The 21124-nt window shown below is 61.8% G+C and carries 22 protein-coding genes; 8 read left to right on the top strand and 14 right to left on the bottom strand.

Annotation, left to right across the window (positions count from 1 at the left end; all coding sequences use genetic code 11):
* Positions 1-187: 187 nt before the first annotated feature.
* The 3 genes from bchD to NW826_RS02810 all read left to right on the top strand — a co-directional run bounded on the left by bchD (position 188) and on the right by NW826_RS02810 (position 4656).
* The gene (gene bchD / locus NW826_RS02820; protein WP_414509382.1) at positions 188-2206 is read left to right on the top strand and encodes a magnesium chelatase ATPase subunit D; all 2019 of its coding nucleotides are present in this window, start codon (positions 188-190) and stop codon (positions 2204-2206) included.
* A 119-nt stretch (positions 2207-2325) separates the two neighbouring features.
* Entirely contained in the window at positions 2326-3054 is a 729-nt protein-coding gene (locus tag NW826_RS02815) for a DUF2993 domain-containing protein (protein WP_414334337.1), read from the top strand.
* A 549-nt stretch (positions 3055-3603) separates the two neighbouring features.
* On the top strand, positions 3604-4656 hold the full coding sequence (locus NW826_RS02810; RefSeq protein WP_414334339.1) for a sensor histidine kinase: 1053 nt from the start codon (positions 3604-3606) through the stop codon (positions 4654-4656).
* On the opposite strand, the gene NW826_RS02805 is transcribed toward NW826_RS02810, so the two are convergent.
* The 4 genes from NW826_RS02805 to NW826_RS02790 all read right to left on the bottom strand — a co-directional run bounded on the left by NW826_RS02805 (position 4636) and on the right by NW826_RS02790 (position 6553).
* Positions 4636-5256, bottom strand: coding sequence for a response regulator (locus tag NW826_RS02805; RefSeq protein WP_414334341.1), 621 nt, complete (start codon positions 5254-5256; stop codon positions 4636-4638). The genes NW826_RS02810 and NW826_RS02805 overlap by 21 nt on opposite strands.
* A gap of 208 nt (positions 5257-5464) precedes the next feature.
* Entirely contained in the window at positions 5465-5800 is a 336-nt protein-coding gene (locus NW826_RS02800) for a DUF3007 family protein (protein ID WP_414509381.1), read from the bottom strand.
* A gap of 27 nt (positions 5801-5827) precedes the next feature.
* Entirely contained in the window at positions 5828-6049 is a 222-nt protein-coding gene (gene ndhL / locus NW826_RS02795) for an NAD(P)H-quinone oxidoreductase subunit L (protein WP_414334345.1), read from the bottom strand.
* A 99-nt stretch (positions 6050-6148) separates the two neighbouring features.
* Positions 6149-6553: an NIL domain-containing protein gene (locus NW826_RS02790; RefSeq protein ID WP_414509434.1), complete on the bottom strand. Its 405-nt coding sequence runs from the start codon at positions 6551-6553 to the stop codon at positions 6149-6151.
* A 156-nt stretch (positions 6554-6709) separates the two neighbouring features.
* Here NW826_RS02790 and NW826_RS02785 point away from each other — a divergent pair, with 156 nt between their 5' ends.
* Positions 6710-6886 (top strand): hypothetical protein, encoded by a 177-nt coding sequence (locus NW826_RS02785; RefSeq protein WP_414341549.1) that lies wholly within the window; start codon positions 6710-6712, stop codon positions 6884-6886.
* Between the two features lie 25 nt (positions 6887-6911).
* On the top strand, positions 6912-9311 hold the full coding sequence (locus NW826_RS02780) for an endonuclease MutS2 (RefSeq protein WP_414509380.1): 2400 nt from the start codon (positions 6912-6914) through the stop codon (positions 9309-9311).
* A gap of 141 nt (positions 9312-9452) precedes the next feature.
* Here the strand turns inward: NW826_RS02780 and NW826_RS02775 are convergent, their stop codons facing one another.
* The 3 genes from NW826_RS02775 to NW826_RS02765 all read right to left on the bottom strand — a co-directional run bounded on the left by NW826_RS02775 (position 9453) and on the right by NW826_RS02765 (position 10594).
* Positions 9453-9704 carry a hypothetical protein gene (locus NW826_RS02775; protein WP_414334351.1) on the bottom strand — a complete coding sequence of 84 codons (252 nt, stop codon included), beginning with the start codon at positions 9702-9704 and terminating at the stop codon, positions 9453-9455.
* Positions 9705-9832: 128 nt separating this feature from the next.
* A complete protein-coding gene (locus NW826_RS02770) occupies positions 9833-10192 on the bottom strand; it encodes an urease subunit beta (protein ID WP_414334374.1) in 360 nt (119 codons plus the stop codon).
* Between the two features lie 99 nt (positions 10193-10291).
* Entirely contained in the window at positions 10292-10594 is a 303-nt protein-coding gene (locus tag NW826_RS02765; RefSeq protein ID WP_414334353.1) for an urease subunit gamma, read from the bottom strand.
* Positions 10595-10937: 343 nt separating this feature from the next.
* Between NW826_RS02765 and hrcA the strand changes: the two genes are divergently transcribed.
* Together hrcA and tilS are read left to right on the top strand one after the other, a co-directional pair.
* On the top strand, positions 10938-12065 hold the full coding sequence (gene hrcA / locus NW826_RS02760; protein WP_414509379.1) for a heat-inducible transcriptional repressor HrcA: 1128 nt from the start codon (positions 10938-10940) through the stop codon (positions 12063-12065).
* A 25-nt stretch (positions 12066-12090) separates the two neighbouring features.
* Positions 12091-13116 carry a tRNA lysidine(34) synthetase TilS gene (gene tilS / locus NW826_RS02755; protein WP_414509378.1) on the top strand — a complete coding sequence of 342 codons (1026 nt, stop codon included), beginning with the start codon at positions 12091-12093 and terminating at the stop codon, positions 13114-13116.
* A gap of 251 nt (positions 13117-13367) precedes the next feature.
* On the opposite strand, the gene NW826_RS02750 is transcribed toward tilS, so the two are convergent.
* The 6 genes from NW826_RS02750 to NW826_RS02725 all read right to left on the bottom strand — a co-directional run bounded on the left by NW826_RS02750 (position 13368) and on the right by NW826_RS02725 (position 19377).
* Complete coding sequence (locus NW826_RS02750) at positions 13368-14006, bottom strand: VanW family protein (RefSeq protein WP_414334359.1); 639 nt, start codon at positions 14004-14006, stop codon at positions 13368-13370.
* 8 nt (positions 14007-14014) lie between these two features.
* A complete protein-coding gene (locus tag NW826_RS02745) occupies positions 14015-15397 on the bottom strand; it encodes a sigma-70 family RNA polymerase sigma factor (protein WP_414509377.1) in 1383 nt (460 codons plus the stop codon).
* Between the two features lie 57 nt (positions 15398-15454).
* Positions 15455-16072 (bottom strand): ABC transporter permease, encoded by a 618-nt coding sequence (locus NW826_RS02740; RefSeq protein ID WP_414334363.1) that lies wholly within the window; start codon positions 16070-16072, stop codon positions 15455-15457.
* Positions 16069-17037, bottom strand: a complete 969-nt coding sequence (locus tag NW826_RS02735) for an ABC transporter ATP-binding protein (protein WP_414348773.1) — start codon at positions 17035-17037, stop codon at positions 16069-16071. Before NW826_RS02735 ends, NW826_RS02740 begins: the two co-directional genes overlap by 4 nt.
* 20 nt (positions 17038-17057) lie before the next feature.
* Complete coding sequence (locus tag NW826_RS02730) at positions 17058-17957, bottom strand: glycine betaine ABC transporter substrate-binding protein (RefSeq protein ID WP_414509376.1); 900 nt, start codon at positions 17955-17957, stop codon at positions 17058-17060.
* Between the two features lie 175 nt (positions 17958-18132).
* Complete coding sequence (locus tag NW826_RS02725; protein ID WP_414334376.1) at positions 18133-19377, bottom strand: HhoA/HhoB/HtrA family serine endopeptidase; 1245 nt, start codon at positions 19375-19377, stop codon at positions 18133-18135.
* Positions 19378-19678: 301 nt separating this feature from the next.
* Between NW826_RS02725 and NW826_RS02720 the strand changes: the two genes are divergently transcribed.
* Positions 19679-20368 carry a hypothetical protein gene (locus NW826_RS02720; protein WP_414334368.1) on the top strand — a complete coding sequence of 230 codons (690 nt, stop codon included), beginning with the start codon at positions 19679-19681 and terminating at the stop codon, positions 20366-20368.
* Between the two features lie 29 nt (positions 20369-20397).
* On the opposite strand, the gene NW826_RS02715 is transcribed toward NW826_RS02720, so the two are convergent.
* Positions 20398-21072, bottom strand: coding sequence for a V4R domain-containing protein (locus tag NW826_RS02715; protein WP_414334370.1), 675 nt, complete (start codon positions 21070-21072; stop codon positions 20398-20400).
* Between the last annotated feature and the right edge of the window lie 52 nt (positions 21073-21124).

Genomic DNA, 21124 nt, shown 5'->3' with positions numbered 1-21124 from the left:
TCTCAATCTCCCCTCTCCCTTTGGGAGAGGGGCTGGGGGTGAGGGAGCAGAGCGGTCTGGGAACGTCCCTAGAAATCTCGGTCGCGCAAGCGGTGCGTCGCTTGAAAACGATAGACTGGGGTGTACAGCTCTCAATCTGCCCTGGATCTGGGAAGATCCTCAAAAGATCGCCAAGATCTAACCGTCGATGACCCACCTCCCTAAGTCCCCTTCGGGATCTGCAACCCTGGCCCCTCCCCGCACCTTCCCTCTTACCGCCGTGGTCGGACAGCAAACCGCTAAGCTGGCTCTATTGTTGGCGGCGGTGGATCCCGGCTTGGGAGGGGTGGTGCTGGTGGGGCCACGGGGCACGGCCAAGTCGGTTTTAGCCCGAGGGATCCACGCCCTGCTGCCTCCTATCGAGGTGATTGCCGGCTCCTATTGCAACGACGACCCGGCGCGGCCCGAGACCTGGTCAGACTGGGCCAAGGCCCGCTACCCCCAGGGAACAACGCCCCCCACCCGGGTGATGGCCCCTCCCTTTGTCCAGATTCCCTTGGGGGTGACGGAGGATCGGCTCTTGGGATCCGTGGATGTGGAGGCCTCGGTGAGGCAGGGGGAAACGGTTTTCCAACCGGGGCTCTTGGCCGCCGCCCACCGGGGCGTGCTCTATGTGGACGACATCAACCTCTTAGACGACGCCATCGTCAACCTGCTGCTGACGGTGGTAGGGGAGGGGGTAAACCGCCTGGAACGGGAAGGGCTAAGCCTGCAGCACCCCTGCCGGCCTCTCTTGGTGGCCACCTACAACCCCGAAGAGGGATCCCTGCGCCCCCACCTGCTGGATCGCCTAGCGCTGGTGGTGCCGCTGGAGCGGGAGCTGAGCCTGGAGGAACGGCGGGAGATCGCCCAGCGGGCCAACCAATTCGGCGATGCCCCCGACCCTTTTCTGGCGGAACACCAGGCGGAACTGGAGGAAATCCGCACCCAGATTATCCTGGCGCGGGAGTGGCTGCCCCAGGTTAAACCGCGGCGGGAACAGATCGACTACCTGGTGCAAGAGGCCATCCGCGGCAACGTCCAAGGCCATCGAGGGGAGCAGTTTGCCCTGCGGGCCGCCTGTGCCCTGGCCGCGCTGGAGGGACGGGATCGCCTGGTAGCCGAAGATCTACAACAGGCGGTACAACTGGTGCTGCTGCCCCGCGCCCGCTACGACCCCGAGCAACCCCCGCCGCCACCCCAATCGCAACAGCCGGATCCCCCGCCGCCAGACCCCGACAACGCCGGTGAGGACAAGGAGGAAACGGATCCCCAGCCGGAAAATCTCAGCCTGCCGCAGGAGTTTTTCTTCGATCCTGAGCAGGTGGCCCTCGACCCGCGCCTCTTGGCCTTCGCCCAATCTCTGAACCAGCAGGGAAAAACGGGATCCCGCAGCCTGGTGTTCAGCGCCGACCGGGGCCGTTACATCAAGCCGATTCTGCCCCAGGGCGCCAACCCCCGCATCGCCGTCGATGCCACCCTGCGGGCTGCTGCCCCCTACCAGAAAAGTCGCCGCCTGCGGCAGCCGGGGCGGGCCGTCATCGTCGAGCCCGGCGACATCCGCGCCAAAAAGCTGGCCCGCAAAGCTGGAGCCTTGGTGATCTTTGTGGTGGATGCCTCCGGCTCCATGGCCCTCAACCGCATGCAAGCGGCCAAAGGCGCCGCCCTGCGCCTGCTGACCGAGGCCTACCAAAACCGCGACAAGGTTGCCCTCATCGCCTTTCGTGGCGAGGCTGCCGAAGTGCTGCTGCCCCCCACCCGCTCCATCGAGCTGGCCCGCCGCCGCCTGGAATCCCTGCCCTGTGGCGGGGGATCCCCACTGGCCCATGCCCTCACCCAAGCGGTGCGCCTAGGGGTCAACGCCCGCGCCAGCGGCGACGTGGGTCAGGTGATGCTGGTGGCCCTCACCGATGGCCGGGGCAACATCCCCCTCAGCCGCTCCCTGGGACGCAGCGAAGGCGATCCCATCGACCTGAAGCAGGAGCTGCGGGAGATCGCCCTGCGCATCCGTGCCCTGGGATTGAAGCTGCTTTTCATCGACTCGCAGAGCCGCTTTGTAACCACCGGCTTTGGCGCCGAGCTGGCGGAACTGGCGGGCGGGCGGTACTTTCATCTGCCCCGCGCCACCGACCAGGGAATTGCAGCCGTGGCCCGCTCGGCCATTCAAGAAGGACGCACTTCTCTCTGAAGGAGCAGCCGCGGCGGTGTTTGTAACTTTTCTTAATGGTTGGTTATGATCTCTGTAGGCGCTCTTCACCTTGCCCTATGACTACAGGACTCCTGCCGGAACTGCTCCTTGAGAATCCTATGGCTGTTGACTGGGTCAGTCGGGGCGTGAGCGCAGCCATTCGCGCTCTCTTCAAGCAGGTAGAGCGGCTGGAGGCGCGTGTGCGAGTCGAGCCTGTCGCCAAGCTGTTGCAAGGACGCATCGACAGCTTTGAGCTGTTGGGCCAGCACCTGCAGATGTACAACGGCCTGAGGCTTTCGGCCCTAGAGCTGTTTTGCAATGCTGTGGCCATTGATTTCAGCCAAATCTGGCAGGGGAAGATCAAGCTGCGCCAGCCGGTACAGGCCACGATGCGGGTGGTGCTGAGCGAAGCCGATCTGGCCCAATCCTTCAACACGCCTTTTGTGCTGAACAGGCTGGCCTTGGTAGGGCAGGATGGCAAATCCCTATCCTTCCACCACGTTCGTATCGCCATCACTCCGGCGCGTCGACTGGAATTGCAGGCAAACGTACAGCAAGCAGAGGCCAGGTCTCTCCGCGTTGGTTTTTCCGCCCAGGTTGAGGTGGTGGAGCAGCGTCGCATCCGCTTTACAGATCCGATGTTTGTGGGTGATACAGAGGCGGAGCTGGCGTTGAGCCGGGCCTTGGTCGATCACCTGAATGGGCTTCTGGACTTGGATCAGTTGGCCTTGCGGGGTACGGAGCTGCGGGTAGATCGGGTGAACCTACAGCCCCGGCAGATGGTTCTGTACGGCAGCGCCACCCTGGCGCACTTTCCCATGCGCCAACCGCAATGGGAAAATGCTTGACAACCTTTCGGCGGGCAGCTACGCTCAATAGTGGTGAGGAGTGAAGAGAAGAAGCCTCTGGGGTCGAAACACGGACAGACTCCCAGAGGTTTTTTCATGGCCTATTCACGCGATCCCAATCCCGACGGGGACGCCGCGCCCATGCCCAGGCCCGCTGGGTTTTATAGTCATTTCAAATGGCAATGCAACGTTTCTCTACGTCGTTGTTGCTACACAACGCTGTTTTAACTCCCCTCTCCCTCTGGGAGAGGGGTTGGGGGTGAGGGTAGCGGCGCGGAGCGCTTGGGTTGGCGACAAAGTGTCTCAATCCTGTTTGAAACGACTATAACCCTAGGGGCTGGAAGACTTCTCTCAGCACTCCAGGCGTCCCAATCAGCTCTGGATTTGAATTCAGGCTGGAACAGAGCGCCTGGCGCAACTCTTTGCCCGGCAGGGATCGGGTGTCAGGGATCCCAGTTCAGTTGGGAGTGCCCCTGTTTTTCGCCGGCCCTCTTGACCCCTCTGCTGGTCTCTGGCCTAATTCAAGTTAAGCCTCTCTTCCATTCCCCCTTGAGACACCGCCTCCTTGAGTTTTGGCGTCGCCGCTTTCCCCACAGCTTGCGCACGCAGGTGGCGCTGGTGATTGCCAGCCTTTCCTTTGTCCCCAACTTGGTGTTCATCCTGTCGGTGCAGTGGATCTGGCCCGACACGCAATTTAGTGCCGAAGGGATCATTCTGCTGCTGCTGTGGATCCCGTTGCTGGCGGTACTATCCGCGGTGGTGGGCTATGTCCTGTCTTCTTTGATCCTGCGCCCCCTCACCTTGCTGGCCCGCGAGTTGGCCCACCTAGAAACCTTGATCAACCAGCCGGCCCGTTGGAATTTGCTGCTTCGTACCCAGGATCCCCAAGAGGCCCTAATCCTGCGGCAGGCTTTTGCCCATTTGCTGCGCCAGATCCAGATCGACCAGTTGCGGCGGGAGGCCTTCATCGCCACCTTGGTGCATGACTTGAAAACTCCCCTCATCGCCTTTGGACATCTGCTGAGCGCCTTCAAGCAGGAGCAGCAGTTGGATCCCCGGGAACGGCTTGCCCTGCTGGATCGCATCCTGGAGGAGAACCAACACAACCTGGCACTGGTGCAAAAAATGGTGGAGGCCCACCGCCTGGAGCGGGGCGAGATCGAGCTGCACCCTCGTCTTTGCGATCTGGGATCCTTGGCCAGAAGAGTGGCCGAACGCATGGGATCCCTGGCCCAAGAACGGGGGATCGACCTGCGCGTGGAAGGAGAGGGCTGGGGCAACGCCGATGAGGCCGAGCTGGAACGGGCGCTGGTGAATCTCGTGGACAACGCCTTGCGCTACGCCCGCCATGCGGTGGTGCTGACCGTCAGCCCTCGCCAGATCCAGGTGCGGGATGATGGCCCTGGCCTGCCGGCTCCCCTGGAAGAGCTGGCCCAGCCCTACATCGCCCAGCCCATCCACATCGCCGGCCAGCGCTACCCAACCGGATCGGGAGGTCTGGGACTGTACATTGCCAAGCGCATCCTGCAAGCCCACGGGGGTGACTTGCGGTTGATCGAGACGGGATCCCAGGGCGCCACCCTAGCCCTGGTGCTGAGTTAAGGCCCCACCAACAGGGCGGCCCCGATACATCAATCGGTACTTCATCTGTGGGGTCGAGTCTTTTTGCCCTGGTTTTTCTTCTGCTGTGATGGGTTGTAAAGAGGCAGTGGGAGGATGCGCCTGAGTGGAGGAAGAGGATGTACGGCTGACCTTGCCAGGCCACAAACCCGCTTGCTCCAGAGCCCTGTAGAGTGCCTCCGTGTCAATAGGCCAGAACCATCTGGCAGCCTCGTAAACTCGCTCGAGGGAGTGGAGAATATCCCCGGCCTCGGCCAAGCCAGGGATTACATCCGCTGCCCCCTGATAAATTGCCCAGCGTCGCTCTGCCGGCTCGATGTGGCGACCGGGATAATGAGTCAGGATCACAGGGATGTTGGGCAGCTTGCTTTGGCACTCTCGGCAAAAGGCATAGGGGTTAAACAGCCCCGTCGTCATGTCCACCACCATCAGATCCAGATCCAGAGGCTGACTGGTTGCCACCTCCAGCAACGCTTCACAGGGGGAAACCAGCACCACAGAATGTCCCTGCGACTCCAGTCCCAACTTCCAGAGATGAACTTGTGAGGCTTGGCCCTGAGCCAGCAGTATGGCTTTGCTCATAGGGGATGAAAATGTAGAAGGAAAGTTAAAGGCTTGCTCTACTCGCTGATCCGTCATACGTCAGAATCGCGCACGGAGCGTAATATAGCATTCTCAAGAGGAGCAAATAGTAACCGGATATACAAGTGCTGCTGTGGAAACCCAACCTTCTGGGCGCCCACCCCGGAGCCCCACCAGCGAACTTTTGGGCGCGGCCTGTCCGGTGGCCTCAATTTTTGTCTTGCTCAACCCCATCAGGGATCCCTTCTGGCTCGGTTGCCAATTCAGCTTGTAGGGCCTGCCACTCTTCCGCAGAGAGCGAATGGAGCTTCTCTTGGATTTGCTGGGTTTCGAAGCTGGCCCACTGAGCCTTCAAGGTCATTTCCCCACGCAGCACCCGCCTCAGGTAGCCCAAAGTCCAGCCCAAGCACGCCAGCAAAAGCACCACGCTGGATATCTGCTGCGCAGCCCCCGTGTCTAAGCCCGCCCAAAGCAGCAGGCCGTAGAGGCCGCCGCCCCCCAACAGCAGGCCTAGGCCGACGCCAAGAACATCCAATCTGCGCATGACCCGGTAATCGACAAATGGCCGGCCTCACAGCGACCGAGGCTTGGGTCGAAATGTCATGAAGGGAGCCACCAGCACCATGCCGGGAAAGAAAAACAAGACTAAGAAAAACATCAGCACCTTTTCCCAAGCGCCAGCCGAAGTCCAGCGTTTGTCCACATACAGCAAAGACAACAGCGGCAACACCAGCAGATAGAGTATTGCCAAACCGGCATAAGTTGCCCAAATCAACGATGGGGTAGAAGCCATGTCGAGTATGTCCCGCAGCTATTTGACCGTGTCAAACAAATCTAACAGCATTGTAAAGGGATTTGTCGGCTTGCGGGAGTCGGCAACTCGGCCAACTGATCACAGGCTCGCGCTGATCGCCCCAACAGGGCAGGTGGGAACGCATTGTTCGCACATGACACAGCGGTTGCGGGAGAACTCCAGTTTCCAGTCGGGAGCGGAAATCCTGAGGGCCTCTGTGGGGCAGACTCCGGTACACAAGCCGCAGTCCACACACAAATCGGGGTCGATCTGAATTGCCTCGGCCCGTTCGGCCACCTCAATGCCCAGAGACTGTACCCACTCCAATCCAGCCTCCACCTGGTCGATGTCCCCTGAGAGCTCCACCACCAAGGTTCCCACTTCGTTGGGGGTTACCCTGGCGCGCACAATATTGGCGGCCACATCAAAATCTTTGGCCAATCGATAGGTGACGGGGACATTCACCAAATGGCGGGGAAAGATTAGGGTGACTCGTTTGCGCACGAGTTTGGCCTGAGTATCTGAGGTGCCGTGACTCTTCCAGTATGGCAGGCTGCTGGCGGCATCCTCCCGTCCTGCATGGGCAGAAGCAGGGAGGCGGGATCCCACGGAAGCTGTGAAGGGCGTCCCGCAGCCTGTCACAATGGGATCAGAGCGTTTTTGTTGATCCCCATGAACTCGGCCCAGCCCTGCCTCAACTCCGAGCACTATCGGCAGATGTTGGTGCGTGATGGCGAGCGTCGCTTCCGCGAGTGGCACACTGCTTTCCTCAACTATCAGCGGCAGTTTTTGCAAGAGATGAAGCGATTGCAGCTCCGTTCTTCCCGGAATCGTTGATCTGGAATCGCCAATGGGTTCAGTAATGCCTACGGCCAGCCCTTTGTGCCCTCTTCCGGTCTCTTCTCAGCCTGATTCCTCCCTCCGCCAAGAAACTTTGGAACTGCTGGAGTGGCCCCGCCTCTGTCAGCACTTGGCCACCTTTGCCGCCACGCCGCTGGGCCGCCGCGCCTGCTTGGAGCTGGATCCCTGGCAGAGTCGCGCCGACAGCGAAGCCTATCTTGAGCAGACTGAAGAGGCGATCCGCCTCGAGCGCTCGCAGGCGGGCGGAGTTTCCATGGCAGGGATCCACAACTTGCTGCCGGCCTTGGAACGAGCCGAACGGGGAGGGATCCTGAGCGGGGAAGAGCTGGTGCAGGTTGCTACAACTCTAGGATCCGCCCGCCGCATCCGCCGTCTGATCGATGACCAGGACTGTCTGCCACGCCTGCAGGCTTGGGTGAGTGACCTACGCACCTACCCGGAGCTGGAGCAGGAGATCTTTCGCTGTCTGGAGGAGCAGGGCGAGGTGCGGGACAGTGCCAGCCCCGTCCTTGCCGATCTGCGCCGGCAGCAACGGCAGCAACGCAGCCAGATCCAAGAGCGCCTGCAACAGTTGATGAGCCAGTACCCCCAGGCGCTACAGGATACCCTGATCGGCCAGCGGCAGGGGCGGTTTGTGCTGATGGTGAAGGCCGCCCAGCGGGATCTCATCCGCGGCATTGTGCACGACAGCTCTGCCAGCGGGGCCACCCTCTATGTGGAGCCCTATGCGGTGGTGGAACTGGGCAACCGCTTGCGGGAAACCCAAGCTCAGATTCAGGCAGAGGAAGAGCGGATCTTGGCCGCCCTCTCGGCCCAGGTGGGATCTGTTGCCGAGGATTTGGAGCATCTGCAGGCGGTGATGGTGGGGCTGGATGTGGCCTTGGCCCGTGGCCGCTACAGTCTCTGGCTGGACGGCCATCGCCCCCAGTTTGTCTCGGCAGGACTGCGCCTGCGGCAGGCCCGCCACCCTCTGCTGTTGTGGCAGTGCCGCGCAGAAGGCCAGGGCGCGGAGGTGATCCCCATCGACTTCACCCTCTCGGAGTCCATTCGTGTCGTGGTTATCACCGGCCCCAACACCGGCGGCAAAACCGTTGCCTTGAAAACCTTGGGGCTGTTGGCGCTGATGGCCAAGGCGGGGATCTTCCTGCCGGCTCAGGATCCGCCCCAACTGCCCTGGTTCGATGGCGTTTATGCCGACATCGGCGACGAGCAATCCCTGCAACAAAATCTCTCCACCTTTTCGGGGCACATCCACCGCATCAGCCGCATGGTGCGGGTTCTGCAGTCCGACCCGGCGCCGGCCCTTGTCCTGCTGGATGAGGTGGGGGCGGGCACGGATCCCACAGAAGGCGCCGCCCTGGCGGCTGGGCTGTTGGAGTATCTCTCGGAAAAGGCGTTGCTCACCTTGGCCACCACCCACTACGGCGAGCTGAAGGCCCTGAAGTACCAACATCCCGGCTTTGAAAATGCTTCGGTGGAGTTTGACGAGACCACCCTGGCCCCCACCTATCGCCTGTTGTGGGGGATCCCCGGTCGCTCCAATGCCTTGGCCATCGCCCGACGGCTGCACCTGGATCCCGAGATCCTGCAACGGGCCCAGCAGCACCTGCAGGGAGAAAGCCAGGTGGATCAGGTGATTGCCGGGCTGGAAGCGCAGCGGGCCCAATTGGAAGCGCGGGCAGCCCAGGTGGGAGCCCTGCATCGAGAGCTGGAGAGCTTATATCAGCAAATGCAGCAGCGCAGCCGCCAAATGGCCGAGCGGGAAGCCCAACTGGAGCACAAGCAAAACCAAGGTCTGCAAGCCCTGTTGGCTGCCGCCCGTCAGGAAGTGGCCGCCGCCATCCGCAAATTGCAGCAGGGAGAGGATCCCCAGCGCATCACGGCCGAGCTGGCGCAAATCCAGCAGCGCTACTCTCCCTCGCCGCCGCCTGCGGATAGGGAGTTTGTGCCAGAGGTGGGGGATCGGGTGCGGCTGAGAGGCCTGGGGCAGACGGGAGAGGTGATCGCCGTCACAGGGGATGTGTATGTGGTGCGCAGCGGCATCCTCAAATTCACGGTGCCGCGGGAGCAGTTGGATCCCATTGACGAGCAGCAGGCCCAGCAGCGCCAACGCCCCAAGGCCCCACCTCCCGCCCCAGCAGCCACCGCTCCCCTCAACCTGCGCACCAGCCAGAACACCCTCGATCTGCGGGGGAAAACCGTGGCCGATGCCGAGGCCATTCTGGAACAGCACTTTGCCCAAGCTCCCCCCGGCCCTGTCTGGATCATCCACGGCCACGGCACCGGGCGCTTGCGGGCCGGCGTACAAGCTTACTTACAAAATCACCCCCGCGTCCAGAGGTTTGCCCCAGCGGATCCCCAAGACGGCGGCACCGGCGCGACCGTGGCCCACTTGCGGTGAGGGTTGGGCTGTTTCAAACTCACTTACGGTCGTTTCCCACAAGGTTAAGACACTTTGCCGCCGGCCCAAGCGCTCCCCGCCCCCTCTCCCTCAGGGGGAGAGGGGAGCTGAAGATCCACGACCAGGCTGTTTGGTAACCGTTCAAACTTGACTTTGGAGCGCTGCTGCCGAGCCGACGGGCTGGGATCCCACCTGTTGCCGCCGGCTTTGCCAAAGCCAGTAGCCCCGCAGCAGTTGGCTATCCCCGATGAGCTTCAACATCACCGCCACCGTCATACTTGTCCAACTGAGAGGGCCAAAGGCAGCGCCTGCTGCAGCCAGCAGCGCCAACCCCGAAAGATTGAGCCCCAAGCCTTGCACCCACATCCACCAGACGGTCTCGCGCTCCGACATTGGCCGGCTCCTAGAAACGGAAGAATTGGATAGCCCTACTCTCCTGGATCTGAGGCGAGGTGGGGATATGGCCAAGCCTCAGCCCAGATGCCCAAAGCTGCATACTTCGGGGGGCGTTATGTCCAGGCCTAGCCCAGCCACGCCTGCAACCGCGCCAGAGCCAGCCGCTTTTGGGCAGCAGAGCTTACCGTACCTTCTGTGAGCCGATTGAAGCCGTGCACCAGCCCCTTGCCTCCCAAAGCCACCAGCGTCACCCGATGGGTTTGCCCCGGCTCAAAGCGCACCGCTTGGCCGGAAGGAATGTTGAGGCGCATGCCAAAGCTGGCGGCGCGATCGAACACCAGAGCCCGGTTCACCTCGAAAAAGTGAAAATGGGATCCCACCTGAATGGGCCGATCCCCTCGGTTGGTCACCTCCAGGGTCACGCTGGCCCGTCCGACATTGGCTTGGATGGGATCCTCTGCCAGCAGCAGCTCCCCCGGGATCAGAACCGGTGCAGGGTCCGCAGCAGGCGGGGTTTTGGGTTGGCGAGCCATGGTGGCAACCTCCTGAAGTCTGTGAGTCGTTGGGGGATCCTTAGAAAGCAGCTAGCGAATGGGGTGGTGCAGGGTCACCAGCTTGGTTCCGTCGGGGAAGGTGGCTTCCACTTGAATTTCCGGGATCATCTCCGGGATCCCAGGCATCACGTCCTCTCGGCTCAGCCAGGTTAGCCCCTCGCTCATCAACTGGGCAACCGTTTTCCCTTCCCGTGCCCCCTCCAAAACGGCTGCGCTCAGGTAGGCCACCGCCTCGGGGTAGTTGAGTTTGAGGCCTCGTTGCCGCCGATCCCGAGCCAACTGGGCCGCCAGGTAGATCAACAACTTGTCTTTCTCCTGGGGAGACAGGTACATGAGGTCACCTCAAAGATACAAAACGATACAGAAGAGACGGCAGGGCGCCACGTTAGCCTAGAGTTGATTTAACTTGTACCACCTCTGGGCCAACAAGAGGCTCCCAAGTTGTATGAGGAACCACCCGCCCTTCTCCAGCACTGACGGTCTCGGTACCCGATGTTGCATCTTCCTTCCTGGGCAGCCTCTCCTGAAAGAGTAACAATAGATAAATAGGTGTAGTAGTCGTCAAGGTTTGTTTAGATTTGTATCTCGGCCCTGAGTTGGTTTATCTTGGAGCAATTTACCGGCTTTGTTTAGCAGTTTCCTTTGATATGGATTGACTAGGTTCTTTTGATGAGCTATGAAACTCGAACTGACTCCCAGACAGCGCAAGATTCTCTGGGCGACGGTGCGCAGCTACATTGCGACGGCTGAACCTGTCGGTTCCAAAACCTTGGCTCAGTCCTATAACTTTGGGGTGAGCACGGCCACCATTCGTAACGACTTGGCCACCCTTGAGCAGGTTGGGTTACTGTTTCAGCCCCACACCTCCGCCGGTCGGGTTCCTTCCGACTTTGGCTATCGGGTCTATGTAAACGATCTGTTGACCTCTGCCAACATGGATGGGATCCCCTGCGATGCTCCTCAGCCGGATCCCCATCCTGCTCTGCAGCAGTTGCTGGATCAGCTTGGCCGCGAGCTGGGCGACGACCTGGACAGTCTTCTCCAGAGGGTGGCCCAGCTTTTGGCCCATCTGAGCGGCTGCATTGCTCTGATCACCCCACCCCAGGGGCCGGTGGTGGCCATTCACCACGTGCAGTTGGTGTCGGTGGCGCCAGGGCGGGTGATGGTGTTGGTGGTTACCGATTCTTATCAAACCCATTCGGCCTTGGTCAGCCCACCCGAGTGGCCCAGCGACTGCCAAGAGGATCTGGAAGATGAATTGCGATTGCTCAGCAACTTCCTCACCCTGAAGCTGCGGGGCAAGACTTTTGCCGAGTTGCAGGATTTGAGCTGGCTGAAGCTGGATGAAGAGTTTCGCGCCTACAGCCATTGGCTGCAGCAACTGCTGCGCTCGGTGGTACAACGCTATCTGCGGCCATCTCTCGGGCAGGTGTTCAGTGCCGGCATGACAGAGCTGATGCGTCAACCGGAGTTTTCCCAAGCCCGGCAGGTGCAGGCGGTGATGCAGTTGATCGAGGAAGGGGCGGAGCAACTCCAGGGAATGATTGGGCTCCATTTGGCCGATGGGGGCTCAAGGGGGAACGATTCAGGACAGCCCGACCGCAATATCCCGGTGATCATCTACATTGGCAGCGAGAACCCGCTGGAGTCTTTGCACCACTGTACGGTTATCGCTGCCACTTACCACCGCCGCTCGGCTCCTCTGGGTACTGTCACCTTGCTGGGGCCGACCCGAATGGCCTACGAGCGCAGCATTGCGGCTGTGCAGGCGGTGGCCTCTCACCTGACTCGGGCTCTTGCTTAGGGGGGCAGGGAAGCAATAGCAAGCTGTGACCAGGCTCTCTTCTTTTCACCTGCGGGTACAACACGCCATCCGGCAGCGGCAGCTTCTTCACCCCGGCGAGCGCTTGCTGGTGGCTTTTTCCGGCGGTCAAGATTCCTTTTGCCTGCTCCAGATCCTGCGGGATCTGCAGCCTCGCTGGGACTGGAAGCTGTTTGTCCTGCATTGTGATCACCGTTGGTCGGCGGACGAAACGGAGTGTGCCCGCTTTTTGCAGCGATGGCTGCAGCAGCAGGGGCTAATCCATGCCGTTGCAACTGCGGATCCCATCCGCCGAGATGAGGCAGGGGCCAGGGCTTGGCGCTACCAACAGTTGGACAAATGGGCCCGCATTTGGGAGTGCAGCGCCGTGGTGATGGGGCATACGGCCAGCGATCGCGCAGAGACGTTGTTGTGGAATTTGCTGCGGGGGACAGGAGCCGCCGGGCTGAGCAGCCTAGATTGGCAGCGCCGCCTGGACGAGTGGGATCCCACCTCTGCCCGGTTGGTGCGCCCCCTGCTGGGACTTTTTCGTTGGGAAACCGAGCAATTTTGCCGGCAGCACCAGTTGCCGGTCTGGCCGGATCGCAGCAACCAAGATCTGGCCCATGGCCGCAACCGCCTCCGCCTAGAGGTGATGCCCTACCTGAAGCAACACTTTAACCCCCAACTGGAAGTGGCTCTGAACCGAGCTGCCACGCTGCTACAAGCAGAACACGAGCTGGTGGTAGCCCAGGCAGATCAGCTCTGGGCGCAGGTGTATGAGCCCACTTTGCCAGGGCTGCGACGGGATCCCTTGCGGGCCGCCCCCTTAGCCCTGCAGCGACAGGTGATGTTCCGATTTTTGTCCCTGGTGCTGCCCCACCACCCCACCTTTGATCAGGTGGAAGCCGGGATCCAGCTCTTAAAAGCAGGCCGCGGCAGCCGCAGCCCCGACTATCCAGGTGGGAGCTGGCTAGAAGTGAAAGAGGATCACATTTGTTTTGTTTCCATTAATTCCACTTCCCCGAAAGGAAGCAACTCTCCCCGACTATAGCCCTTACCCAATCCAGGGGCCCAGATCGACAGGGTCTCGTTTTGGGCTGTAATTTCCCCTCACTTTTTGTCGCCGAGGGGCCTGAAACCCTTGCCCAGCAAGGGATCGACCGGGTCAACGGAAGAATCAGGGCTTGAGGGTTGTCGCCGACCCTGTCGCTGAATTTTGGGTATAAAGCTTTACAAGGATCCCGGTGCTGCTGTTGAGGTGGCCTGGGATGGGCTCCTGAGGGGTGGGCTAAGACGGTCTTTCTAGGGATCCAGGACATAGCGATCCTGGGAGAGGAGCTTGTTGCCGCGATAGACGCTCACCTGCAAATGCTGGGGATCCAGCCGCTGCTGCTCCACGCGGATGGGGGAGATCTGGAGGGCGTGGCGGGATCCCCGTCCCAGCACCGACACGATGAGATTTTGGCCGCGGATCTGAAGGCGCAGGCGCACCGGCCAAGGGAAGGGGTTGCGCAGCTTGAGGTCGGCCAAGCCGTACCAAACGGTGGCATCCAGGCCGGGGGGCACCGACTCCACGGGGCGGTAATGGGGGTGCCTTTCCACCACTTCCAGCCCCGCCAGCAGAGCAGCGTTGTATAGGCTGGAGGAGACTTGACAGATCCCGCCCCCAACCGAATCCAGGGTTTCGGCCACCATGAATACCGGCGCAGGCAGATAGCCCCGCTCGAGGGTGCGCGGCCCTACCACCTGGTTGAAAGAAAAAACTGCCCTTGGCTGAATGTAAACCCCATCCAGGCTTTGGGCAGCCTGGCGAATGTTGTGGAGCTGCGAGGGAGTGCGCTCCTGCAAGGAAGTGGTGTATCGGCTCAGGGTGGTTGGGGTGGGATCCGTCCACCACAGAGCCAGCAGGGCCAACCCCACCGACAAAGCCAATCCCCGCATCTTCCCTTTCACTTTTCCCAAGACACCTTGGCTTTCAAGAGAACCTCACCCTGGGGTTGGCGAGGGACGGCAGCGGCTTGGGCCGTAACCAGCACCTCTTGGGGGCGAGCGCCCTCTGGCAGCGGGTGTGGCGGGCGCAAGGCCACAAGTGCGGATCCCTGGGCATCCACCTGAAAGGTGCCGCAGTGGAGGATCTCGCCGTCGTCCAGCTTGAGCCAGAGGTGGTAACGCTCTCCAGGGGCCGGTTGGGGCAGATCCCTTGCCGCCAAGACCACCTCCTGCCACTCTCCTGGGCGCAACAGCAGGTTGGCCGACCCCACCTCTCCCTGCAAGTTCACCAGACGGGATCCCGGCTGTTGCAAGAGATGGGACAATGTCTGCACCGATTCTAGCCGGGCCAGTTGCAGCGCCTGTCGCAGTCGCCAGTTGTCGAAAACCAGCAAAGCCAAGGCCCCTGCCGCCAAGCTCCCTACCCAGCGCCACTCAGCCGTGAGGCGACCGAACCCCAGAGAGGACAGTGCCGGCTGAAGAGGGGTCAGCGCCTCCTCAATGCCCGCCTCTGCCATCACCTTGCCCCGCAAGCTGGCCGGCGGAATCACCCCTGGCAACCCATAGGGCAGCAGATGCAGGGTTTCTTGCAGGGCCTGCAACTCTGCCAGCAACCGCGGGTCTTGGGTTAGGCGTGCCTCCAGGGCGCTTGCCTGTTCAGGAGACAAGTCCCCCAGCAGATAGCCGGCCAGTTCTTCCTGTGCTTCTGATGAAGGGGGCGAGGCGGCTTCAGACCCAGAACTTAACTCCAAGGAGAGCGATTCCCGCAACTTGCAGAGGGCCTGGCGAGTGCGGGCTTTAACCGCCTCCAGCGGGATCCCCCAGTGTTGGGCAATGTCCGCCTGGCTCAACCCCTGGTAGTAGAGCAGCTCGAGAACCTGCCGTTGGCTTTCCGGCAGTTGGCTGAGGGCCTCCTGCACCGCTTGCCGTCGCTCCTCGAGGGAGAGCTGCTCAAAAGGGATCGGAGCACTGCCATCGGCGGCGAGCAGGGGTTGCCAGTGTTTCAAAAAACGTTGATGGCTATCCTGGGAGCGCAGACGCTCAATGGCTCGCGAACGGGTCAACGCACACAAAAAACTGCTCACGGATCCCTGCCGCGGATCATAGTCGGGCTTGTGCCACAGTTCGACAAACACCGCCTGAGTCAGATCTTCCGCCTCGGCCGCATGGCCCAGGATCTTAAGGGCCAGCCCACAGATCAAGCCGGCATAGCGATCGTAGAGTACAGCCAGGGCAACAGAATGCCCTGCTGTGAGCGCTTCCATCAGCTCCACATCGCTGCGGGATGGCCAATCCCTCACCCGCTCGCGCCAGGGAGACGGAGTCCTTGGTTGCTCAGCCATGCTACACCCAGCGTCGTCCCACAGAAACGAAGATAGACCTGATGAAAGCCTATCCCCTCAGCCGCGGCGAGCCGCCCACTCCAGCCCCAGCAGAGCCGTGTTCACCAGCAAGGCCAGGGATCCCACCGCTAGAGATCCAGCCCAGATTTTGTCGTAGCGACCGGCCTGGGCAATGCCCTCAAAAAGCAGGGTGCCCAGCCCCCCTGCCCCAAACTTGGCCCCCACCGTGGCAATGGCAATGGCCACAATTGCCGCCAGCCGCAAGCCGGCCAGGGCAACCGGCAGCATCAGGGGTAGCTGCACCTGCCACCACCGCTGCCAGAGGTTCATCCCCAGACCCTTGGCTGCCTCCAGAAGAGCCGGCTCCACTGATTGCAAACCCACGTACAGGTGGCGCACCAAGATCACCTGCGAGTAGAGCACCATCGCCACCACCACCGAGCGGGCATTGAGCCCGAACCAAGGGATCAACAAAATGATTAGAGCCAGGCTGGGCACCGTGTACAGGATGCTGAGGATCCCCATCAGCGGTAGAGCTAGCCAGCGCACGTGGTGAACCAGCAAAGCCAACGGCAGCGCCAGCACCAGCGCAATCCCCAAGGCCGTCGCCACCATTGCTAGGTGCTCTTGGGTAAGCTGCCACACCAAGCCGGGATGGCGGAGAAGGTAGCTCATGCGGATCCCCCCTCCAGCATGGCCAGATGGCGGATGTGATCCAGGGTAACGATGCCGATAGCCCGCCCGTCTTCCCACACCGTGAGAGCCGCCGCCCCCGTGCGCAGCAGCAGCGACAAGGCCCGCCGTAGGGTTTCGTGGGGCTTTACCACCGCCCCCTCCTGGATCTGGTGGTTGTGCGGGATCCGCTCCATCGCCGTTTCCACCCGCAGCACGCTCAGTTGCCGCACCATGTCGTCTGCCCCCAATAGCTCTCTGACAAAGGGGGTGGCCGGCTGGGTGAGCAGTCGAAAGGGAGTATCGAACTGCACCACCCGCCCCTGCTGCATCACCAAGATGCGATCTGCCAGGCGCAGCGCCTCTTCCACGTCGTGGGAGACGAAGAGGATGGTCTTTCTCAGTTGCCGCTGCAGGCGCAGGATCTCATCTTGTAGCTTGCTACGGGTGATGGCGTCGAGGGCCCCAAAGGGTTCGTCCATCAGCAGCAGATCCGGATCCCCGGCCAGCGCCCGCGCCAGCCCCACCCGCTGCTGTTGGCCGCCTGAGAGTTGAGCCGGGTAGCGACGTCGGTATTCTTGGGGGGGCAAGTTGACCAAGCTGAGCAGCTCGTCCACTCGCTCGCGGATGCGCTCCCTTGGCCAGCCCAAAAGTCGCGGCACCACCGCCACATTCTGGGCCACCGTCATGTGGGGAAACAACCCCACCTGCTGGATGACATAGCCGATGCGCTGGCGCAGCGCCGTCACCGGAAAGTGGCGGATATCCTGCCCATCCAGGCGAATCTGTCCTTGGGTGGGCTCCAGCAGCCGGTTCACCATCTTCAGAAGGGTGGTTTTGCCGCAGCCGGAAGGGCCGAGGATGACCACCAACTGCCCTGAGGCCACAGAAAAACTGCACTCCTCCACAGCCGGACGGGAACTGTGGGGGAAGCGCAGCGATACCCGCTCAAATTCAAGGGTGCTCACGCCGGGGCCTCGGGCAACGGCTATTCCTTCAAAATACCGGCCTCCACCAAGAAGGATCTCGCCACCTCTGCCGGCTCCTTGCGCTTGCCGCTCACCTCGTAGTTCAGCCGCTGCATCACCTCGTCCGTCAGCAACGGAGCAAGGGCGTTCAAAGCAGTGGCGATGCCGGGGTTGGCCTCCAGGGTATCTTTGCGCACCACCGGCGCCACCTGGTAAGGGGGGAAAAGCTGCTTGTCGTCCTTGAGCACTACCAGGTCAAAGGCGGCAATTTCCCCGTCAGTGCCAAAGGCCACCGCCACATCCGCCTCCCCATTGACCAAGCCCTGGTAGCGCAGGCCGGGATCCACCGCCTTGTAGGTTTTGAGGCGAAAGTTGCCGTAGACCGCTCGCAGTCCCGGCAGGCCGTCTTCGCGGGCTTGAAACTCCGGCGGCCCGATCATCACCAGCTCGCCTGCTCTGGCCACCATGTCTGAGAGGGTAGTGATGCCCAGCTCCGCCGCTCTGGCGCGGGTCATGGCCAGGGCCTGGGTGTTGTTCATGGGGGCCGGATCCAGCCAAACCAGTTGGAACTGGCGCTCGTACTCGCGGGCCACCGTCGCGTATACCTGGGCCGGGTCACTGCTGCTGGGCAGCTTGAGCACCGTCAGCAGGCCGGTGCCAGTGTACTCCGGGTAGAGATCGATCTCGCCGCTCAGCAGGCCGGCATGGGCCACCGGCGTTCCCCCCAGGTTGAGCTTGCGCTCCACCGCCAACCCCGCCGCCTCCAGAGCCAAGGCGTACATTTCCCCCAAGATAAACTGCTCGGTGAAGTCCTTAGAGCCGACCACAATCGGTTTGGCAAGGCCCGCTTGAGGGGCAAGAACAAGGGCGGCCAGCCCCGAGAGAGCCAGCAGAGCCAGGCGACGAGTGGTTTTGAGCATGGCAAAGGGGATCCCCAACTCGAGACAAGCGGCCCTGCCGAGAGTGTTCCGGCCTGGGCCAGGAAGTTGCGACTGTTAAGCCACCATTAAACCATTATTGTCCCCGATCCGTAACTGCAAGAGTGACAGCGGCACTACCGGCATTGCCCCGCCCCAGAGCCTCAACCCCATCCCATTAGCCTCTGCCGGGGGCCGGGAACGATCCGGTGACGGCCCGGATCTTCTGCCGCCGCCCAGCTCGCTCGATCTCCAGCTCCAGGGTGCTGCCCACCTCGGTGCGCTCCACCTCCTGTTGCACTTGGTCGGCGGTGGTGACGGCGCGGCCATTGATGGCAAGAATGATGTCTCCGGCGCGCAGGCCCGCCCGCTCTGCCGGGGATCCCTGGATCACCTCGCCGATGAGCACCCCCTGATCCACCGTCACGAAAATGCGGCTGTTGGGATCCTGGTTGAGACGTTCCTTCAGGTCGGGGGTGAGGGTGAGCATACGGATGCCCAGGTAGGGGTGATCCACCTTGCCGCGGGCGATCAACTGGTTGGCCACCCGCTGGGCTGTCTCGATGGGAATGGCAAAGCCCAGCCCTTGCGCCCCTTGGATGATAGCCGTGTTCACCCCGATCACCTCCCCTTGAGCATTGAGCAGGGGGCCGCCTGAGTTGCCGGGGTTGATGGCCGCATCCGTCTGGATAAAAGACACCCGCTTGTCGGGCACGCGGATCTCGCCGCTGGAGCGGCCCAAAGCGCTGATGATCCCAGCGGTTACGGTGTTGTCCAGCCCCAGGGGGTTGCCGATGGCAATGGCCCACTGGCCCGGCTCCAGCAGTTCGGAGCGGCCCAGCTTCACCGTCGGCAGGTTCTGGGCCTCGATCTTCACCACCGCAATGTCCGTCACCGGATCGGTGCCAATTACTTTGCCGTCAAAGCTGCGGGTATCCTTGAGCGTCACCGTCACCTTGTCGGATCCCTCGACCACATGGGCGTTGGTGATGATCTGGCCGTCCGGGCTGATGATAAAGCCGGAGCCAGTGCCCTGTTGCCGCCGTTGGCGGGGGATGGAAGGGATCGCTTGGCCAAAGAAATCCCGGAAGAAGGGATCGCTAAAGAACTCCTCTGGAAAAGCGCCCGGGACGCGTACCGTCCGCTCGGAGTCGATGCGCACCACCGCCGGCCCCACCTTTTGCGCCACCTCGGCGATAAAATTCAGGTTCAGTTGGGGCGGGGTTGCCGTCGTTTGCGCAGATACTCCGTTGCTTCCCATGAGAGCTGCTCCTAGCCCAATGCCCAAGAGCACCAGCAGCAGCGGCGAGAGAAGAGACTTAAGAACGGCCAAAGGCTCAAAAAAGGAACGAACTCCGTCCTGCTGATGCAAACGGGCAGGTTGAGCAGAAGCTTCTGAACTGGGAGAAGGTTGGCCCGGCATGGATGTGCTGCGCTTCATAGCTACCTGAGTCAAGGAAGAGAAGAGCTGGGAGCGCAGAAATACCTTGGCCCCCTGCGAAACCTAGGGCCTAATCTAGCATGGACAGCAGGGATCCCAAGGCGGCAGCCGCGGCGCTTTTCCGTACTTCCATCTGGGTTGAAGAGCAGCGGAATCTGCTTGCCTGGAGTAGCCACCCTATATCCAACTGGCTTTGATGGGGATAGAAGGCCAGACAGGGCTGTTGTCCCCAGCTTTGGCCGGCTTACAGCTAACGTAGAAGTGGTAGATCGGGGGTAAGACCATGACCAACCCAGCCCGTCGTCTGTTGGCTCCTCTACTTGCCGGTTTTCTCTGGCTACCGGCAGCCACCCCGGTTTTGGCGCAAAGGGATCCCTTGCCGCCACCGCCCCCCGGCCAGGGATGGCGCCCGGTGAACCCCCTTCCCCCTGATGAGCCAAGCCAGCCCTTTCAACTGCAAACCACCTTGCTGTTGCGCTCTGGGGATCTCATCCAAGCCGTGCATCGCTCTCCGGAAGCCCTCTTGATTGCCCCTGGCGAAACCCGCGCCGTCAGCCTTAGCCTGGAGACTCCCCTGCGGGATATCTACGGCAACATGGTCGTGCCGGCGGGAGCTATCCTAGAAGGCCAATTCCAGCCGGTGAGCGGCGGCACCCAGTTTGTCTCGCGGGCCTTGATCTTCAACGGCCAATCCTATCCTCTCTACGCCCAAAGCCAGGTAATCCCGCTGCGCAAGGATCCCCGCCACACTTCTGGGGAAGCGATCGTGCAAGATGCCCTGATCGGGGCGGCGGCAGGGGCGATCTTGGGCGGCCTGTTCGGCGACCGGGTGATCTCGACGGAGAAGGTGCTAGGTGGAGCGGCAGCAGGGGCCGTGATCGGCAATGTGACGGCGCCGGAGGTGGCGGTGATCGATCCCAACGCCAACTTGACCCTGACGGTCACCCAAGATTTCCAACCCTACCTGCCCTAGCCAGCTTTTGAAAACCCTGCTGGCCAGGGCTAGGAACCGGCGGCCAGCCGATCCCAAATCTCCTCGTGGGAGAGGCCCCTGCGCACCCATTCTTCGCAATTGTGCAGCCGCTGAGCCGTGCCGATGAGGAAGCGGTTGCAGTCGGCTCCCAGGGATTCACAGGTGGTTTGCACACAGACCAGATCCCGGCCCGAGAGCAACGAGAAGAGGCCGGCCAGCATTCCTGCCTCTAGATAGCCGGCAGGCTCCCGCTGCGCAGACAGCTCCTCTGGGCTGAGGCTGGCACGAGCAGCCAGGGCAAAGCCGGAGTTGCGGATCCTAGCCTCCACCAGGCCGCGGTCAGCAGCGGAAAAATCCAGCTCCAGGCGGCCCCAGCCGTGGGTGGCCCAGAGATCGCTGAGGGCATCCAGGAAGATCCCCAGCGGCAATTCCTGCAGCGGTTGCTGGTAGTAGCGGGAGAGTTCGTCTTCGATGCGGCGGAAAAATGCTTCTCCCCACTCGCGGCCACAGTTGTAGAGGATGACACGGGTGGCTTGCCCGGTCTCGTAGCGCAAGCCGGCGTAGATGGCTTCCAGGAGAGGCATGGGAAAGGCCGCCAGGCGGTATCCTCCCCGGCTGTAGAGCAGGCCGCTGTGGATGTCGGGACGGATGTAGTAAGCAGGGCTAAAGCAGTGCCCGGGCAGGATCTCTTGCAGGGTGATCATGGCTTTCCTCTCGGGGAGATGGACGGACTTGAGGGCGGCTGAAACTTAAGCT

It is taken from the genome of Synechococcus sp. OH20 (assembly GCF_047502685.1).
GTDB lineage: Bacteria > Cyanobacteriota > Cyanobacteriia > Thermostichales > Thermostichaceae > Thermostichus.
This window is presented reverse-complemented; position numbering and strand designations above follow the sequence as displayed.